16 protein-coding genes and 1 other RNA gene are annotated in these 18,236 nt (G+C 40.1%); 6 read left to right on the top strand and 11 right to left on the bottom strand.

The annotated features are described in order from the left end of the window. Nucleotide 1: 1 nt before the first annotated feature. Together thiO and hemB are read right to left on the bottom strand one after the other, a co-directional pair. On the bottom strand, nucleotides 2-1,105 hold the full coding sequence (gene thiO / locus CRO21_RS16395; RefSeq protein WP_228150480.1) for a glycine oxidase ThiO: 1,104 nt from the start codon (nucleotides 1,103-1,105) through the stop codon (nucleotides 2-4). Nucleotides 1,106-1,147: 42 nt separating this feature from the next. Then, nucleotides 1,148-2,158, bottom strand: coding sequence for a porphobilinogen synthase (gene hemB, locus CRO21_RS16390; RefSeq protein ID WP_097080386.1), 1,011 nt, complete (start codon nucleotides 2,156-2,158; stop codon nucleotides 1,148-1,150). A gap of 111 nt (nucleotides 2,159-2,269) precedes the next feature. Between hemB and CRO21_RS16385 the strand changes: the two genes are divergently transcribed. From CRO21_RS16385 to ssrA, 4 genes are all read left to right on the top strand, one after another. After that, entirely contained in the window at nucleotides 2,270-2,767 is a 498-nt protein-coding gene (locus tag CRO21_RS16385) for a thioesterase family protein (RefSeq protein ID WP_097080385.1), read from the top strand. A 148-nt stretch (nucleotides 2,768-2,915) separates the two neighbouring features. Then, entirely contained in the window at nucleotides 2,916-4,076 is a 1,161-nt protein-coding gene (locus CRO21_RS16380) for an HlyD family efflux transporter periplasmic adaptor subunit (RefSeq protein ID WP_097080384.1), read from the top strand. 6 nt (nucleotides 4,077-4,082) lie between these two features. Beyond that, nucleotides 4,083-5,612 carry a DHA2 family efflux MFS transporter permease subunit gene (locus tag CRO21_RS16375; RefSeq protein WP_097080383.1) on the top strand — a complete coding sequence of 510 codons (1,530 nt, stop codon included), beginning with the start codon at nucleotides 4,083-4,085 and terminating at the stop codon, nucleotides 5,610-5,612. A 297-nt stretch (nucleotides 5,613-5,909) separates the two neighbouring features. Beyond that, nucleotides 5,910-6,269, top strand: a transfer-messenger RNA (tmRNA) gene (gene ssrA, locus CRO21_RS16370). Between the two features lie 470 nt (nucleotides 6,270-6,739). Here the strand turns inward: ssrA and CRO21_RS16365 are convergent. Beyond that, the gene (locus CRO21_RS16365) at nucleotides 6,740-9,433 is read right to left on the bottom strand and encodes a YadA-like family protein (RefSeq protein ID WP_141398141.1); all 2,694 of its coding nucleotides are present in this window, start codon (nucleotides 9,431-9,433) and stop codon (nucleotides 6,740-6,742) included. Between the two features lie 468 nt (nucleotides 9,434-9,901). Between CRO21_RS16365 and CRO21_RS16360 the strand changes: the two genes are divergently transcribed. Then, entirely contained in the window at nucleotides 9,902-10,306 is a 405-nt protein-coding gene (locus tag CRO21_RS16360; RefSeq protein WP_097080381.1) for a hypothetical protein, read from the top strand. 21 nt (nucleotides 10,307-10,327) lie between these two features. Here the strand turns inward: CRO21_RS16360 and CRO21_RS16355 are convergent, their stop codons facing one another. The 8 genes from CRO21_RS16355 to CRO21_RS16320 all read right to left on the bottom strand — a co-directional run bounded on the left by CRO21_RS16355 (nucleotide 10,328) and on the right by CRO21_RS16320 (nucleotide 15,966). Beyond that, nucleotides 10,328-10,525, bottom strand: coding sequence for a hypothetical protein (locus tag CRO21_RS16355; RefSeq protein ID WP_097080380.1), 198 nt, complete (start codon nucleotides 10,523-10,525; stop codon nucleotides 10,328-10,330). A gap of 200 nt (nucleotides 10,526-10,725) precedes the next feature. Next, nucleotides 10,726-10,929 (bottom strand): hypothetical protein, encoded by a 204-nt coding sequence (locus CRO21_RS16350; protein ID WP_097080379.1) that lies wholly within the window; start codon nucleotides 10,927-10,929, stop codon nucleotides 10,726-10,728. A 447-nt stretch (nucleotides 10,930-11,376) separates the two neighbouring features. Continuing rightward, nucleotides 11,377-11,574 (bottom strand): type II toxin-antitoxin system HicA family toxin, encoded by a 198-nt coding sequence (locus CRO21_RS16345; protein ID WP_097080378.1) that lies wholly within the window; start codon nucleotides 11,572-11,574, stop codon nucleotides 11,377-11,379. Continuing rightward, nucleotides 11,574-11,843: a DUF1902 domain-containing protein gene (locus CRO21_RS16340; protein ID WP_097080377.1), complete on the bottom strand. Its 270-nt coding sequence runs from the start codon at nucleotides 11,841-11,843 to the stop codon at nucleotides 11,574-11,576. Before CRO21_RS16340 ends, CRO21_RS16345 begins: the two co-directional genes overlap by 1 nt. Before the next feature lie 242 nt (nucleotides 11,844-12,085). Beyond that, the gene (gene groL, locus CRO21_RS16335; protein ID WP_097080376.1) at nucleotides 12,086-13,720 is read right to left on the bottom strand and encodes a chaperonin GroEL; all 1,635 of its coding nucleotides are present in this window, start codon (nucleotides 13,718-13,720) and stop codon (nucleotides 12,086-12,088) included. 79 nt (nucleotides 13,721-13,799) lie between these two features. Next, nucleotides 13,800-14,090 (bottom strand): co-chaperone GroES, encoded by a 291-nt coding sequence (gene groES, locus CRO21_RS16330; RefSeq protein ID WP_097080375.1) that lies wholly within the window; start codon nucleotides 14,088-14,090, stop codon nucleotides 13,800-13,802. A 177-nt stretch (nucleotides 14,091-14,267) separates the two neighbouring features. After that, entirely contained in the window at nucleotides 14,268-15,044 is a 777-nt protein-coding gene (locus tag CRO21_RS16325; RefSeq protein ID WP_097080374.1) for a metallophosphoesterase family protein, read from the bottom strand. Continuing rightward, complete coding sequence (locus CRO21_RS16320; protein WP_097080373.1) at nucleotides 15,025-15,966, bottom strand: diacylglycerol/lipid kinase family protein; 942 nt, start codon at nucleotides 15,964-15,966, stop codon at nucleotides 15,025-15,027. The genes CRO21_RS16325 and CRO21_RS16320 overlap by 20 nt, the downstream gene beginning before the upstream one ends. A 352-nt stretch (nucleotides 15,967-16,318) precedes the next feature. On the opposite strand from CRO21_RS16320, the gene CRO21_RS16315 reads away from it, so the two are divergent. Then, the gene (locus tag CRO21_RS16315; RefSeq protein ID WP_097080372.1) at nucleotides 16,319-18,148 is read left to right on the top strand and encodes a phosphoenolpyruvate carboxykinase (GTP); all 1,830 of its coding nucleotides are present in this window, start codon (nucleotides 16,319-16,321) and stop codon (nucleotides 18,146-18,148) included. Nucleotides 18,149-18,236 lie beyond the last annotated feature (88 nt).

The raw sequence follows: 18,236 nt of genomic DNA, 5'->3' as shown, positions 1-18,236 counted from the left end.
CTTAAATTTGATAAGGGCCGGCATCAACAAAAGTTTCAATGCCCTGCATTTGCTCTCGTAACAAACGGGCTGAAGCAGGTGCCATCACCAGACCATTCCGATAATGTCCTGCATTCATCCAGAGATTATTCAAATCTGCCACACGACCAATTTTTGGTACACCGGTTGGCGATCCCGGACGCAATCCACTCCACTGTTTTACAATGGGAAAATCAGCCAGATCAGGCACCAGTGATAAAGCAGACTGAATAATATTCTGGCTAATGTCTTCACGTACATTGCGATCAAAACCGAAATCATTGGTACTCGATCCACACACAATATGGCCATCCCGTCGTGGAATCAGATACATGGTATTGTTCATGCACATATTGGGTAGCCATTTTTCCGGAGTTTTATATAACACCATTTGCCCATGAATCGGTTTAATCTCAAGCTTTAAACCAAACGGCTGTATTAAGCTTTCGGTCCATGCGCCGGTAGCAATCACATAATGATCCGCACTATATGCATTTCCTTGATCATCAAGTGCAGCAATAATTTTACTTCGATCTCGAGTAAATTTTGTAATTGCAATGTGTTGACGTATCGTTACATTCTGATGTTGTTGTAAATATTTGAGTACCGATTGGGTCAAACGAGGATTACGTACATTGGCCAGTTGAGGAAAATAAACCGCAAAATCAAGCGTTTTATTCAAGCGAGGATTTAATTGATGTAAATCTTCCTGAGTCAACAGACTAGATGCCTGTTCCGGTTCATGAAAATCATGTGCATAATTTAAACCACGATCATATTGGTCATGATCAAAAATCAGCATACCGACCTGTTCAATTTCAAAATCAATCCCGGAGATCGGCATCACTTTTTGATTCCAGCTCAAATAGCTTTGTTTGCCAAATTGTGCCAGTTGATTAACTGCCGGATGATACTTCCACGGATACATCGGACTCAGAATACCGCCCCCTGCCCATGAAGCCGCTTTGGCAGCGTCGGTTTGATCAAAAATTTCGACATGATAACCATGTTCAATCAATTCTAGTGCGGTCATCAAACCCACGATGCCTGCACCAATAATAATGACTTTTTCTTGGGAGAAAGACACACATCATCCTTAATTTTTCTAAATAATGAAGAATATAAAACCTTAAAGCTGTTTTAACTTTTCTGCGGCAACTTCGGCAAAATAAGTCAAAATCCCATCGGCACCCGCCCGGCGGCAACATAATAAAGATTCCAGTATCACATTTTCGGACAGCCAGCCATTTTCAATTGCGGCCATATGCATGGCATATTCACCACTAACCTGATATACAAACGTCGGAATGCCAAAGGTATCTTTCACTTCACGAACCACGTCCAGATAAGGCATACCCGGTTTTACCATCACCATATCTGCACCTTCTTGAATATCCAGTGCAACTTCATGCAACGCCTCGGCACGATTGGCAAAATCCATTTGGTAATTATATTTATTGCCGCCTTTAAGATTGGAAGAAGACCCTACAGCATCACGAAATGGTCCGTAATAGCTGGAGGCATATTTTGCCGAATACGCCATAATATTGGTATAAATATAACCGTTTTGCTCAAGTGCCTGACGAATCGATGCAATCCGGCCATCCATCATATCGCTCGGGGCAATAATATCGCTGCCCGCTTCGGCATGGCTCAACGCCTGTTTCACCAAGCATTCTACGGTTTCTTCATTTAACACATAGCCGGTATCATCAATAATGCCATCCTGACCATGCGTGGTATAAGGATCAAGCGCACCATCGGTAATCAGCACCATTTCCGGTAATTCTTTTTTTAATAACCGACAGGTATTTTGCACCAAACCATCTTCATGCCATGCAGCCTCGGCCGTTAAAGACTTGTCTTGCTGTGGTGTTACTGGAAATAAAGCCAGTTTGGACACACCCAATTGCAATAAATGTTCGGCTTTCTTGAGCAATAAATCAGCAGATAAACGCTGAATCTTTGGCATACTTGGAATGTCTTGACGCTGATTCTGTCCCGGTAATACAAATACTGGATAAATAAGCTGTTTTGCCATTAATTGCGTTTCACTTACCATCTCACGAATTTGATCATTTTTACGGATACGACGCATGCGTGTTGCTGGAAATGCAGGACGATTGAACGTATAAGTCATAACATTCTCAAAAATTGCGATTAGAATACGCAACTATTGTACGCCTTTGCCTACAAATGGGCAAAGTGAACAATTGAGAAATATCGAAAAGTAAATAGGCGAGCAAATCCAATGAGCAAGAGTAGTTCTGAATGGACCGGAAACTTAAACCCTGAAAATCAGGGTCAGATACAGATCATCCTTGAGCAATTGTGTATGGCGTTTAACGCCTCGCCGTTCTTTCGCCACAATAATATGCAGATGCGTATTGTTGATGAGCAAATCCAAGCCTATATTGAGATGGAACCGTATTTAATTGGCAATGTCGCATTTCAAATTTTACATGGCGGCGTGGCTGCGACGATTCTAGACAGTATTGGCGGCATTGTGGCCATGGGTGAATTGTATAAACGGGCAAAACCGGAAGAGTTTGCCGATACCGTGAAAAAAGTCTCTCGTCTAGCCACCTTGGACATGCGTATCGATTATATTGCACCGGGTCGAGGTGAATATTTTATCGCCAGTGCAGACATTTTGCGTTTGGGTCGAAAAAGTTGCACCATGCGCATGAATCTAACCAATAATGAAAATCAACTGATTGCTACGGCAATTGGTTCTTATTCATTTTAGAGTTGTTTTACTCAAAAAATTTCATTTGCAGTAAAAAGAGTGACTGTTTTTTTTCTGAAATAGGATTATTATTCGTGTACTGATCAGTACACTATTTTAACATCCAGGTTAAATATTGCGATCATGTTCTATTTCAGGATAATGTTCTATGCGTGACGCTCAACACCCTAGCAGTGATGTCCCTCATACAGACGAAAGCGACAATCAACAAGCCGCTTCACTTGCAGCCACACGAAAAAAATTATTTAAAATCTTTGCTCTATTAATTTTCATCATGGTACTGGCATATTTGGTCTGGTGCTGGCTATTTAGTGATGAAGTTGAAACGGATAATGCTTATGTCGGTGCCTATACAGCACAGGTCACGTCCATGGCCAATGCCCAGGTGCTAAAAGTTCTGGTCAATGATACCCAGTTGGTGCATCAAGGCGATATTCTGGTACGGCTCGATGACCATGATGCCAAAATTGCGCTGGCACAAGCACAGGCACAACTGACCAAAACACAGCGCCAGTTTAAACAAAGTAAAGCCAATAGCAGTGCACTGGATTCACAAATTTACGTCAGTAATGATGTCATCCATAGTGCCAAAGCTCAGATTAACAAAGCCCAAGCCGATTATGATAAAGCCCTCGATGACTTTAAACGCCGTCAACAATTGGTGGCTATCGGCGGAGTTTCAAAAGAAGATTTAAGTGCCGCACAAACGACTGTCAATACAGCCAAAGCCGCACTGCAAGTCGCTGAGGCAGGTCTGGCTCAGGCACAATCCAGCCGCAATGCTGCTCAAAGCAATCTGGCTGCAAATGATGCCCTGATTCAAGGAAGCACCGAAAATGACAGTCCTGATGTGCTGGTTGCCAAAGCCAATGTCGAACAAGCCCAGCTTGATCTGGAACGGACCATTATTCGCGCCCCAATAGAAGGTATCGTGACACAGCGCAACATCCAGATTGGACAACGTCTTGCTGCGGGCAGTGTCGTCATGAAAATTGTCCCTGTACAACAACTCTATGTGGATGCCAATTTTAAAGAAGGCCAATTGGCAAAAGTCCGTGTAGGACAAACTGCCACCCTCACCTCTGATTATTACGGTAAAGATATTGTTTATCATGGCAAGGTCACAGGCATTGCCGGAGGAACAGGTGCTGCATTCGCCCTGATTCCAGCCCAGAATGCAACCGGAAACTGGATTAAAGTAGTTCAACGTCTACCGGTACGCATCACATTGGATCCTAAAGAATTGATTGTCCATCCATTGCGGGTCGGACTATCCATGCAAGCGCGTATCGACTTAAGCAGCAAGTAATCTGCCATGAATGCACAAACTCTTCCTACCAGTCTGCAAGGTACACGATTACTGATTGCGGCGATGTTATTAGCACTTGCCAACTTTATGGTGGTGCTGGACATGACCATTGCCAACGTCTCATTGACACATATTGCAGGTGGGTTGGCTGTTTCCAGTTCGCAAGGCACATGGGTCATTACCTCCTATGCGGTTGCCGAAGCTATTTGTGTCCCCTTAACAGGTTGGCTGGCCAATCGTTTTGGTACAGTCCGAGTCTTTGTCATTGGGCTGATTGGATTTACCTCTTTTTCAATCTTGTGCGGTTTGTCCAATAGTCTGGCTATGCTGGTCATTTGCAGGATTGGTCAGGGTTTGTTTGGTGGTCCAATTATGCCGCTGAGCCAAACCTTGTTGATGCGTATTTTTCCGAGCGAACAACATGCCAAAGCCATGGCGATATGGGCATTGACCACCGTCATCGGACCGATTCTAGGCCCTATTCTTGGAGGAACCATCAGTGACAATTTATCCTGGCACTGGATTTTCTTTATCAATATTCCTGTAGGTATAATCTGTGCGCTGGGTGTCTGGAATTATTTGCGTGAAGCCGAAACCGATACCTTTAAACTTCGTATGGATGTAGTGGGTTTAGCCTTACTGGTTTTGTGGATTGGCGCATTACAACTGATGCTGGATCTGGGCCATGAACATGATTGGTTTGGCAGTACATTTATTTGTAGTCTTGCCATCATTGCCATACTTGGTTTTATCGGTTTTCTTATCTGGGAAAGTACCGAATCCAGTCCTGTCGTTGACATCAAAATTTTTAGACATCTTGGTTTTAGCAGTGCCGTAGTCTCACTAGCCTTTGGTTTTGGTGCTTTTTTTGGCTGTATTGTCGTCATCCCCCAATGGTTACAAAGCAATATTGGCTATACTGCATCATGGGCTGGTTATGTAACGGCAACCATGGGCCTTGGCAGTATTATGATGTCGCCACTGGTTGCCAAATGGTCCACTAAATATGATCCTCGTGCCATTGCTTCATTTGGGTTAATCTGGTTGGGAGGCGTTACACTCATGCGTGCCTTCTGGACCAACGATGCTGATTTCTGGGTCGTTGCCCTCCCGCAATTTTTGCAGGGCTTTGGCGTTCCCATGTTTTTTATTCCTCTTTCCAACTTGGCACTCGCATCGGTACTGCCGCAGGAAATTGCTTCGGCAGCTGGATTAATGAACTTTTTAAGAACCATTGCCGGAGCAATCGGTGCCTCGCTTGCCATTACGATTTGGGATGACCGTTCGTCGATGGCACGTCATCAAATCGTCTCAACTTTACAACCCGATGCTACACTCACGAGCTTGCAACAACATGGCTTCTCTTACGACGTCGCGCTGGGTATTGTTTCCGATCTAGTCAACAAGGAAGCGCTTACTGTGGCTGTCGATCACGTATTTCTCTTATTTACATTACTATTTTTTGTCGCGGCGGCATTGGTCTGGCTTGCGCCGAAACCCAAAAAAGTTTCTATTCCCAAAGGTGCTGCCCATTAATCATAATAAAGAGGTTGGGTCATCATGACCTAACCTGCTTTACAAGCATGAGATTTTATATCTCTTGAGATGAACTTGTATGAAGAAATATCAATCAATACAAAAATCATGGCGCAATATAATCAGGTATTTTCATTCAATAACAAATCACCATAATAATATATAAACCTCTTCTTTTCATTTTCCCCTCTTGAAATTTTGCAACAACACACCATATATAGTGCAAGGCCAATAGCGTATAGGGAAAGTCAAAGCTAGTAATTTCGCTTTTTCTCTGTTACTATTGGCAAATCATCTGGGGATGTTATTGGCTTCGACGCTGGTGATGAAACTTATAGATGCATGCCGAGAGCGCATTTTCTCTCGTAAATAAAATTTGCATTTTTTTAGTCGCAAACGACGAATCTTACGCTCTAGCTGCTTAAGGGCAGCTTGTCCGCCTACTAGAATACTTGTGGTCTGGTAGCCCGACTGAAGCGCACGCACACAAGTCCGTATAAAGTTGAGCCTCGGGACTTTATACCAAACTAAGAGGATCGCGCTTTGTACCCTGTTCGTCGGGTCACAAAGGGTTAAAATAGTAGACGATATCTAAGCATGTAGTATTCTCGAGTGTAGTGCTTGCGGACGGGGGTTCAACTCCCCCCATCTCCACCATATACTTAAATTTATATGACGTTACATAACGACATATAAGCCTAAAACCCTTAAGTAGCAATGCTTAGGGGTTTTTTAATGTCGATATATAAAGTTATATCACGATATATATAGATTGTATGGTATTGTGTATATTTTGAGTTCAATCATTTTTACCATACTGTAAGTTTACGACCAATTTTGCACTAATTTGCATTTCATTCTGCACTATAGTCAAATCACTATTAACCCCATACACTAATTTCAAAAAAGACCTTTAAATTAATGTATTTATGAAATTATCCTGTATGTATTTTTTCATGATCTGACTATAACTTTTTAAAAGTTATTCTGCACTAAAAATGACAAAAGATGAAATAACTATCTGGTTCACCATCAAAAACAATGATGACTTTTTTACTTTTTGCAATAAAAAATCCCCGCCGAAGCGGGGACAGAGGAGGAAATGAAAATTTAAAATTAATATTAAATTAGTTACCACCGAAAACGTAAGCAACACCTACACGACCACCAACTTCACCGCTACCGGCAACACCTAATGCTGCACTGATTGATGTACGACCATCAGCTAATGCACTTACAACACCTAATGCACCAGCACTTTCACCTTCATAGTGACCTACACCACCAAATACAGCAAATTGACCCGGCTTGATATTAGGCACTTGTTGCTGTGCTGCCAAGGCAATCGCAATCCCACGATAAGAAGTTTTTTCTACATCATCAAGTTTTTTGGATACACGGCTGACTTGAGTATCTGTATAAGCATTTGCAGCAGTCAGAGTTTCAGTTGCTTTGGTATCTGTATAAGATTTTGCAGAATTTAAGGTTGTGGTTGCAGTAGACGTGGTAAATGCTTTGGCATCTGTAAGGGTTTGTGCATCACCAGTTTCACGAGCTGTAGCTTCGGTCGTAATCGCTGCCTGACGATCTGCTACTTCTTTGGCAATCGCAGTGGCATTGGCTTTATCTGCTGCTTCACGAGTGACTGCTTCTGCATCAATATTTGCCTGTAAAGCTGTATCAGCATCTGTACGTGCTTTCGCTTCTGTTGTCACAGCACTATCAGTATGAGTATTGGCAGAGGCTAAAGTTGCCGCATCGCCTGCTGCTAATTCTGTACGAATCACTGCATCTTCACTTGCACGGGTTGTTGCTTCTGCATCAATATTTGCTTGTAAAGCTGTATCAGCGTCTGTACGTGCTTTCGCTTCTACTTCCACAGAATTATCAGTATAAGTATTAGCAGAGGCTAAAGTTGCCACATCGCCTGCTGCTAATTCTGTACGAATCGCTGCATCTTCACTTGCACGGGTTGTTGCTTCTGCATCAATATTTGCTTGTAAAGCTGTATCAGCGTCTGTACGTGCTTTCGCTTCTACTTCCACAGAATTATCAGTATAAGTATTAGCAGAGGCTAAAGTTGCCGCATCACCGTCGGCAATTGTTGTTGCAAGGTCTGCACCGGCTAAAGTAATTGTATCAGCTGTTACATTACCAGTGGTCAAAGCTTGAGCTGTTAATACAGATTGTGCTTCATTACCATCAGCATCTTTATTACGGATAATTAATGCAGTGGTACTGTCATCAAATTCCTTACCTACAATGATGGTATCTTCTGATACAACATCTAAATCAGAAGTAACCTGCTGACCTGTTGGAACATTTGTACCATAAGTTGCCACACCATTCTCATCATAGCTAATATCTGCAACATATGAATCAGTTGTGGTTTGCGTACCTTTTTCAACTGTAGATGAGAAAGTTAGATTATTCTCATTATACAATTGGGATTGGCTTGTTACAGTAACTGTATCGGTTTGTTCCTTGGTTTGAACCAAAGTATCTGGCTTACCATCAGCATCAACATCATCGCCAAATGTTGGAGTGGTTGCTGGTGTACCCGCCTGATCAACTGTCGTTGTTGATTTCACATTATTAACTGTTACTGGACCATTTACTTCCAATTCATTGGTCGTAACTTTTGTAGCAATATCATCACGAATCGCCTGATCACCAGCTTCACGTGCTGCTGCTTCAACTGCTACAACATCATCTGTATAAACTTTTGCTGATTCCAAAGTTGCTGCATCACCTGCTGCCAACTCTGTACGAATTGCTGCATCTTCATCTGCACGAGTTGCTGCTTCTGCATCGATATTTGCTTGTAAAGCTGCATCGGCATCTGCACGGATTGTTGCTTCTGCTGCTACGGCTGTATCAGTATAACTGTTTGCAGTTGCGAGTGTATCGGCATCGCCAGCTTCGCGTGCAGCTGCTTCTGCTGCTACAGCATCGTCTGTATATGTATTTGCGGCTGCTAGAGTTGCTGCATCGCCTGCTTCTCTTGCTTCTGCTTCTGTGGCTACAGATGTATCAGTATAAGTATTTGCAGTTGCCAGTGTATCGGCATCACCATCTGCAATTATTGTAGCAAGATCTTCACCAGCTAAAGTAATTGTATCTGCTGTTACATTACCAGTTGTTAAACCTTGAGCTGTTAATACAGATTCTGCTTCACCCTCAGCATTTTTATTACGGATAGTTAATGCAGTTGTACTGTCATCAAATTCCTTACCTACAATAATAGTATCTTCTGATATAATTTCTAAATCAGAAGTAACTTGCTGACCTGTTGGAATATTTGTACCATAAGTTGCCACACCATTTTCATCATACGTAATATCAGCAACATATGAATCAGTTGTAGTTTGGGTACCTTTTTCAATTGTAGATGAGAAAGTTAAATTATTCTCATTGTATTGTTGCGATTGGCTATTTACAGTAACAGTATCGGTTTGTTCCTTAGTTTGAACTAGGGTATCCGGTTTGCCATCGCCATCCACATCATCACCAAATGTTGGTGTAGTCGCAGGTGTACCTGCCTGATCAACTGTAGTTGTTGCTTTCTCATTATCAACTGTTACTGGACCATTTACTTCTAACTCATTAGTGGTAATTTTTGTTGCAAGGTCTGCACCAGCTAAAGTAATTGTATCTGCTGTAATTGTTGTCGCTGAAACACTCGTTAACGCATCTGTATTGATCGTTGTTGTATACCCATAACCAGGCGTTTGATCCACGGTAAATGTATCTGCTACTGCCCCAGTTGTTATTGTTGCCAATGCAACTGCTACCGCCGAAAGTTTAAAATTATTTCTCATCTTTAAAAACATCCTATAAGAAGTTTAGATTTATCATTACTCAAAAGTGCCAGTTCTTCTCTTCATGTAAGTCTCAAACTGGTTCCATTTGAACAAATCAAATGAATGGTTCAGATCTTATTTCTTGGCTTGCGTTACACAAGAAATACATCTTTTAATACCTTACATACAATTCTAGTTTTACTTTAAATTTTTATCAATCAATATTTGATTTAAATTTTAAAAATAATTTACACTCAATCATGCAAAGAGATAAAAACATTAAATAAAATAGTAAGAAAACCAAAATTTAATATTTAAAAACATTAAGTTATATAAAATACAACCCCATCTACATTTATCTTTTATCTATATAAATATTAGTAAAAATGAAATGATAAGAATTATTTTTACAACACTTTATCAATCAAAACTTGATTTAGAACATGTTAACTTATCCAAAGTTACTTGAACATCGATTGTAGTTTTATGCAGGAAAAAAATGCAAAAGAGGCCTTTAGTCAACGGCTTAAACAACAACTGGCCAAATACAGCTGGCCAGTCAATAGTCCCACTTGGTTGGCTCGGGAGTTTAATTTACGCTATAGCGGGCAATCCATTAGCGTACAAACAGCCAGTAATTGGCTGTCAGGTAACGCTATTCCCAATCAGGATAAATTACAGATCCTCGCAACATGGTTAGATACCTCAAGCCAATGGCTACGTTTTGGTGAAGAACAACCGAGTGAATCCAAACCAGATCAAGGATTAATATATAATCACCCCATCCAGCTTGGTGACCTAGCCAATAAGTTTGAAAAACTTAATAATAAGCAAAAATTTCTTATTTATCATTTGATTGATGAAATGCTTATACAGCAAGATGCTCCGTGAGCATCTTACTCATCATTCAGGTCAGACAGCATAGATTTCAATTGTAATATTTTTTTCTCTAAGCTGTTGATTCTCTTTTACTAACGTCCCAATTTCCTCACTTAGCACCTGATATTTCAACCGATAATCATATAATCTTTTAATTTCACCTATAGGATATTGTGCATATATTGCTTCTTTATTCGGCATACTTCGCTTTAACGCTATCACTTCATTCATTATAAGACTCCCCACTCATCTTTATATTTCCCTAGGATAATCCTAAAACTTTTTTATCAATATCCTCATTTGGGAATAATTTTGATAAAAATTCCCCCCTCATCGAGATAAAAATATTTCCTATCACCAAAATTTATCATGTTGTTAAATCAGAATTTTTTAAATAGCAATCGTTTTAAATTGTATACCTATGAATCAATTTAGTCTGCTTTGTTATTTGCAGCATTTTTATTTAATTCCAATATTTCCTGCCTAAGCGAATAATTTTCCACTTTAAGCTGGTCTATTTGTATAAGTAGCATTTGATAGTGTTGATGGATTTCGTACAACCGCTGGATTTCTTGCACAGGATACATCGCATACTCTTTTTGCTGCTCAACATTTAACTGATTTTTACTCGACATTTTTGTCTATTTCCCACAATACTCTAATTTTCACAAACAGCTTAACAATTCAAAAGTTTTCTTACTTGATTCATGTAACAACGATTTTCTTAAGGTAGATCACACTTGATCAATGTTTTTATACACGATATGTAATCTCTATATCAACAATTTTAAGACTAATTCTATATTAATGACTATGATCATCTATTTTCTTAAATACAATGTTAATTCAACCATAATAATCAATAGGATGGACAGGTGATGTCCCATACTAGAATTTTTTTTAAATAATTAAATCAATAAAATTCATGGATTTATTTGTGTTTTTGAATTTTGATAATTATTTAAAAATTTCCGTATCTTGGCTTAAATGCACTTACTCTTGATCTAATATTTGTTTTTTAAATCATATTAAATACAGGGATTTTTGTTTACTATAATTTGGTCAATCAGATCAAAATCTATTTATAATTTTTCATTTATACCAGCATCTCTTAATATTTTATTTGCAGAATGTCTGGAAGCAACTGTGCAATGTACTGTAAATTTTCTATTGCTTATGGGGCTAAACCATATTTCATGACTGCCTTTCGCTTGTCTTATAAAGACACAACCATGCCTTTTGATTATTTCCAGCACAATAGCATAAAAACCAGCACCCATTAGGCAATCGCTGACTCATCTAAATGCTGAAAATTAAGATAAATTTTCTGGTTACCTAAATCAATATTATTTTCTTGTAGCATTTCAGGTACTAATTCTCGTACCTGTTGGATCACTTGTTCATAACTACTCGCTTCTGTAACAATACATAAAGGCTCACAATCTGCTACCCATACATTTGCTTCTGAATCAAAAATGACGTCTACATCTAAAACCATGGTAAATGGTGTTGTTTTATCTATTGTTCTTGCCCGGATTGTTTTAGACATTTCGCTCACCAGTAAAAATTATATCGTACGATATAACAATACTACCTTAAAATAATGGGTCTACCAATTAGAAGGAGTAATTATAATTAAAATAACCGATCAATGAAAAATTAAAAGGCCGCAAACTTTTATTTGCGACCTTTCTTGTAGCCTACCCAAATGTGAGTAACACGATGAGTAAGCTTAAAACATTAAGTTTAAATTATTTTGAATTACAATAATTTAAACCATAGCTGAGCAGCTTACATCATACCGCCCATGCCACCCATACCGCCCATATCTGGTGCAGCAGGTTTATCTTCTGGAATGTCAGTGATCATGGCTTCTGTGGTTAACATCAAGCCAGCCACAGATGCAGCATGCTCAAGTGCAGAACGCGTTACTTTTGCAGGATCAAGGATACCCATTTCCAACATATCGCCATATTCGCCAGTTGCAGCATTGTAACCATAGTTACCTTCACCACTTTTCACTGCATTGATTACAACGGATGGCTCATCACCAGAGTTGGAAACGATTTGACGTAAAGGTGCTTCAATGGCACGACGTAAAATGTTGATACCAACAGTTTGGTCATCATTAGCACCTGTTAAGCCGTCAAGCGCAGCAATGGCACGAACCAGAGCAACACCACCACCAGCGACCACACCTTCTTCAACCGCAGCACGTGTTGCATGAAGCGCATCATCTACACGATCTTTTTTCTCTTTCATTGCAACTTCTGTTGCTGCACCGATTTTAATCACTGCAACACCGCCGGCAAGTTTAGCCACACGTTCCTGAAGTTTTTCTTTGTCGTATTCAGAAGTAGCTTCTTCGATTTGTGCACGAATTTGTTGAACGCGCTCAGCAATTGCATTGGCATCACCTGCACCATCAACAATCACTGTATTTTCTTTAGATACAGTCACTTTATGCGCAGTACCCAAATCTTGCAGTGTCGCTTGTTCTAAAGACAAACCAACTTCTTCAGAAATAACTGTTGCGCCCGTTAAAATTGCAATATCTTGCAACATTGCTTTACGACGATCACCGAAACCAGGTGCTTTAACCGCACAGACTTTGATAATGCCACGCATGTTGTTCACAACCAATGTTGCCAGTGCTTCACCTTCAACATCTTCAGCAATGATCAAAAGTGGTTTGCCAGTTTTGGCAACTGCTTCTAATACTGTGATTAATTCACGGATATTGCTGATTTTTTTATCTACCAACAGGATAAATGGTGTTTCCAGTTCCGCAGTCAAAGTATCCTGTTTGTTGGCGAAGTATGGGCTGATATAACCACGATCAAACTGCATACCTTCTACAACATCCAGCGCATCTTCAAAGCCAGATCCTTCTTCTACAGTGATTACACCTTCTTTGCCCACTCTTTCCATGGCTTGTGCAATCAATTTACCAACCGTATGGTCAGAGTTTGCAGAAATTGAACCCACTTGTTCAATTGCTTTAAAGTCGTCAGCTGCTTTTGCTGTAGTACGAATATTTTCAACGACTACTTTTACAGCCAGATCAATACCACGTTTTAAATCCATTGGGTTCATACCAGCAGTAACTGATTTGATCCCTTCATTTAAAATAGCTTGTGCCAGTACAGTTGCAGTGGTTGTACCATCACCTGCAACATCATTGGTTTTTGAAGACACTTCACGCACCAATTGTGCACCCATGTTTTCAAATTTATCTTTTAATGTGATTTCTTTAGCAACCGTTACACCATCTTTGGTGATGTGGGGTGAACCAAATGAACGGTCAATCACCACGTTACGACCTTTAGGGCCTAAAGTCACTTTTACTGCATCGGCAAGCACATTTACGCCTGCAATCATTTTTGAACGAGCTGAATCACCAAATTTTACGTCTTTTGCTGACATGTTAAACTCCAAGTATCATTTATCTATTTAATCTGACTATTTATTTATCTAAAATCGTTTTAGATATTAATCGAGATATTTAGTCTTCCAATACAGCTAAAATATCTGATTCTTTAAGAATCAATAATTCTTCACCATTTACTTTTACTGTTGTACCCGAGTAAGTGGCAAACAATACTTTATCGCCAACTTTTACATCCAGTGCACGTACACCGTTATCCGTAATTTGACCATTACCTACAGCAATCACTTCACCTTGTGATGGTTTTTCTGCCGCAGAACCAGGTAAAAGGATACCACCCGCAGTTTTAGTTTCTTCTTCTACACGTCTTACCACAACGCGATCATGTAACGGACGAATGTTGCTCATGTTTTAACTCCATCAGACTTAGTCTAGATTAACAACATAAAAATTATGAAATACCCTTTGCACAACTTTTATGTTTGATATAAAAAATTGTTGCTTCTGTAGTGGGGTTACAAATTTTAGCTTCAAGGGGAATTTTTAATTTTTTTGTATGATTTGTATATTTTTTAATCCATTAACTCAACACTTCCATAATGTCTGATCTTTTTCAAATATTTGTGTGGCAGGATTAAATAAAAATCCATCAATTTTTCCATCAGGATAAATCAGATTAAAGCCATTTTGCTGTCCATGATGCAACCGAAATGACAACGCAGTACCGGCATGAATATCCAACACCGCCTGAGTACCCGGCAATTGATAAAGCTGATTTAAATCATACACCGCAGAATGATGTAAATGACCATGTAACAATCCATTTAGTCCGACTTTAGTCCAGTGCTGTAAGGCAATTTCACCCAGTACGGGGCAATCTTTACTGCCATGTTTATCATCAGGTTCGGTATAAAATGGCTGATGAACAACGATAAACTTCAATAAGTGTTCAGGTGCCTGCTGTAATAATTGCGTCGCCCGCAATATTTGTTCGGTTGAAACATAGCCTTTGGTATGATAATTAGGTCGAATACTATTCACGCCAATCACATAAAAATGTTCTGTCTGCATCACATTTTCGGGAGAACCAAAAAATAATTGATAACGATTGAAGGGTGAAAAAAAACGTCGCCAAACATGATAAAGCGGAATGTCATGATTGCCTGGCACCACCAGATAAGGACAGTGCAAACTTTCCAAAAATTGTTTGCATAAATAAAATTGATGGAGCCGTGCCCGCTGCGTGAGATCACCACTGACCACAATCAATTCCGGTGGGTGATCAAGACAAAATTGCCTAATCGCTTGTACTCGATCAGGCTGTTCTGTACCAAAATGCAAATCAGACAGATGTAACAACACGTGGCACTCTCACTTGAATTGCATCATGCAAAACAGAAAATTTTAAAGGGGTACGCAATTTTAATATTTCACCATCCAATGCAACTTTCATCAGTGGTCGTGTGGCGGAAATTTCCACATGATCCGCACAAAAACTGTAAACATCTTCGGCTTGTTCCAACTCCCCTTTTAATAACTTAATCATCAACCGAAATAATTGCCACCGGCTCACTTTGCCAATCGCAACACCAGCCAATTTGCCCTGTGCAGCACATGCTGCCAGCTTTAAACGCAAGTCTTGTAATTGCAATTGATTATTGCCAAAAAACACCATCGGGGTATCCAAAGGATACTGTTGTCCGTCAATTTTAAGCTGTAGATTATAGTGCTTATGTGATTTCACCAGCACATCTAGTCCGGACAGGTAAGCGATCAAAGGAAAACGCCCAAACTTTTTATTATAATATTCACGATTTTCAATGATCACAGGATAAAGACCGATACTGGCATTATTCAGATAAATCATCTGATTCACTTGCCCCACATGGATCGCACGGGGTTCGCCATCAATTAAGTTTTGTACAGCATCAGGCAAATCAATTGGAATAAATAGTGCCCGTGCGACATAATTAAACGTGCCCAGTGGCAATATGCCCAGCTCAATTTGGGTATGAACCAATGCCTGAGCCACCGCATTAATCGTACCATCGCCCCCTGCTGCAACAATCAATCCCTGTTTACCCATTTCAAAAGATTGATGTCTGGCAATCGCAGTTCGAATACATTGCTGCAAAGGAAAATCTTCAGTCGTAAAAAAAATCTCCACTGCAAAACCAGTTTTTTCAAGGGTTTGGGCTATCAGTTGCATTTCCACTTCATGCCCCTGTCCATGATGTCCAGAACGAACATTCATAACGATAGATAATGGCTGGGCTATATGCATGATTTTTCTCTTAAAAGCATTATTTGTTTATTGCATATCAGTTATCATAGACGATTGCTTAAGAAAACGATAAGGCATTTGCAATAACGATACGATGACAAGTAAATCTCCTGGTATTTCCCATGGAAATATATGACATTTTTTTATCAAAAAAATAAATGTTGACTTGTAACACATTAGATTAAAAAGATTTTTAAATCAAAATATCACTCCATTTTTTCACAAGCCAAATTCAATTGCTTATCATTTAACTTGAACTATGTTTTAATACGCCCACAATTTTTTAGTCATTTATGTCACTGTATCGCGGTGATGATTTGTACTTTGTACATTTTTACTTATAGGCCTCAACATGACCCAAGTGAACGCACCAGAATTCGTTCGTCATCCCAAGCTTATCGCATGGGTTGAAGAAATTGCCAAGTTAACCAAACCAGCCAAAATTGAATGGTGTGACGGCAGCGAAGAAGAGTATCAACGTCTAATCGACCTGATGATTGCAAACGGCACCATGCAAAAATTAAATGAAGAAAAGCATCCCGGGTCTTATCTTGCAAATTCTGATCCATCTGATGTTGCCCGTGTAGAAGATCGCACCTTTATTTGTTCTGAAAAACAAGAAGATGCTGGTGCAACCAATAACTGGGAGGCACCAAATGAAATGCGTGCCAAACTCAATGGTTTGTTTGATGGTTCAATGAAAGGTCGTACCATGTATGTGGTGCCATTCTCAATGGGTCCATTGGGCAGTCATATTGCACAGATCGGGATTGAATTAACCGATTCTCCTTATGTTGCAGTCAGTATGACCAAAATGGCACGTATGGGTAAAGCAGTGTACGATGTGCTCGGTACTGATGGCGAATTCGTGCCGTGTGTACATACTGTTGCAGCACCTCTGGAAGAAGGTCAAAAAGATGTTGCATGGCCTTGCAACAGCGAAAAATATATTGTGCATTATCCAGAAACCCGTGAAATCTGGTCTTACGGTTCTGGTTATGGTGGTAATGCACTACTAGGTAAAAAATGTCTGGCACTGCGTATTGCGTCTGCAATGGGTCGTGAACAAGGCTGGTTAGCGGAACATATGCTAATTTTAGGTGTTACCAATCCTCAAGGCGAAAAACATTATATCGCTGCTGCATTCCCATCGGCGTGCGGTAAAACCAACTTTGCCATGCTGATTCCACCGGAAGGTTACGAAGGCTGGAAAATTGAAACAGTCGGTGATGATATTGCTTGGATCAAACCAGGTGAAGATGGTCGCTTATACGCCATTAACCCAGAAGCAGGTTTTTTCGGTGTTGCACCAGGTACCAATACCAAAACCAACCCAAACTGTATTGCAACAATGCATAAAGACGTGATCTATACCAATGTTGCAGTGACTAAAAATGGTGAAGTTTGGTGGGAAGGTTTAACCAAAGAAGCCCCAGCCGACCTAATTACCTGGAAAGGTCAGCCTCATGTCGCCGGTGAAAAAGCTGCACATCCAAACTCACGTTTTACCGTATCTGCGGCACAATGCCCTTCTATCGATGCCGATTGGGAAAATCCAGCGGGCGTACCGATTTCTGCATTTATCTTTGGCGGTCGACGTGCCGACACCGTGCCATTAATTACCGAAGCCTTTGACTGGGTAGATGGCGTATATAAAGCTGCAACCATGGGATCTGAAACAACTGCGGCTGCGGTTGGACAACAAGGTATTGTACGTCGTGATCCGTTTGCAATGTTGCCATTTACGGGTTACAACATGGCAGACTATTTCAATCACTGGTTGGAAATGGGTGAAAAAGTTGCTGAAAAAGCAGAATCTGCTGGCAATAAATTACCAAAAATCTTCAATGTCAACTGGTTCCGTCGTGATGAAGATGGCAACTTTGTATGGCCAGGTTTTGGACAAAATACCCGTGTATTGGAATGGATCATTAACCGTGTAGAAGGTCGTGCCAATGCGGTTGAAACACCCATTGGTTTTGTTCCAACCTACCAAGATCTTAACTGGACAGGTACTGATTTCTCATCAGAAGATTTTGATAAAGTGACCTCTCAGGATAAAGATCTGTGGTTAAAAGAGATTGAAAGCCACACAGAATTATTTAACAAACTGGGCGAGCGTTTACCGCAAGCATTAAAAGTGCGTCAGGCTGAATTGTTAAACGCTGTTAAATCTGCATAAATATCCCTGTAAGTAAATAAAAGGTCGCTGTGGCGGCCTTTTTTATTGAAATAAATTTTACACATTATTGCAATAATCCTAGTCATAA

It is taken from the genome of Acinetobacter puyangensis, from assembly GCF_900096995.1.
GTDB lineage: Bacteria > Pseudomonadota > Gammaproteobacteria > Pseudomonadales > Moraxellaceae > Acinetobacter > Acinetobacter puyangensis.
Note: the sequence above shows the minus strand (reverse complement) of the source record. Positions and strands in the feature narration are given on the sequence as shown.

Excerpts from the sequence above, each read along its gene's own strand:
- hemB (WP_097080386.1), bottom strand. The coding sequence starts at position 2,158 with ATGACTTATACGTTCAATCGTCCTGCATTTCCAGCAACACGCATGCGT.
- CRO21_RS16385 (WP_097080385.1), top strand. The coding sequence starts at position 2,270 with ATGAGCAAGAGTAGTTCTGAATGGACCGGAAACTTAAACCCTGAAAAT.
- CRO21_RS16380 (WP_097080384.1), top strand. The coding sequence starts at position 2,916 with ATGCGTGACGCTCAACACCCTAGCAGTGATGTCCCTCATACAGACGAA.
- CRO21_RS16375 (WP_097080383.1), top strand. The coding sequence starts at position 4,083 with ATGAATGCACAAACTCTTCCTACCAGTCTGCAAGGTACACGATTACTG.
- CRO21_RS16365 (WP_141398141.1), bottom strand. The coding sequence starts at position 9,433 with ATGAGAAATAATTTTAAACTTTCGGCGGTAGCAGTTGCATTGGCAACA.
- CRO21_RS16360 (WP_097080381.1), top strand. The coding sequence starts at position 9,902 with ATGCAGGAAAAAAATGCAAAAGAGGCCTTTAGTCAACGGCTTAAACAA.
- CRO21_RS16355 (WP_097080380.1), bottom strand. The coding sequence starts at position 10,525 with ATGAATGAAGTGATAGCGTTAAAGCGAAGTATGCCGAATAAAGAAGCA.
- CRO21_RS16350 (WP_097080379.1), bottom strand. The coding sequence starts at position 10,929 with ATGTCGAGTAAAAATCAGTTAAATGTTGAGCAGCAAAAAGAGTATGCG.
- CRO21_RS16345 (WP_097080378.1), bottom strand. The coding sequence starts at position 11,574 with ATGGGTGCTGGTTTTTATGCTATTGTGCTGGAAATAATCAAAAGGCAT.
- CRO21_RS16340 (WP_097080377.1), bottom strand. The coding sequence starts at position 11,843 with ATGTCTAAAACAATCCGGGCAAGAACAATAGATAAAACAACACCATTT.
- groL (WP_097080376.1), bottom strand. The coding sequence starts at position 13,720 with ATGTCAGCAAAAGACGTAAAATTTGGTGATTCAGCTCGTTCAAAAATG.
- groES (WP_097080375.1), bottom strand. The coding sequence starts at position 14,090 with ATGAGCAACATTCGTCCGTTACATGATCGCGTTGTGGTAAGACGTGTA.
- CRO21_RS16320 (WP_097080373.1), bottom strand. The coding sequence starts at position 15,966 with ATGCATATAGCCCAGCCATTATCTATCGTTATGAATGTTCGTTCTGGA.
- CRO21_RS16315 (WP_097080372.1), top strand. The coding sequence starts at position 16,319 with ATGACCCAAGTGAACGCACCAGAATTCGTTCGTCATCCCAAGCTTATC.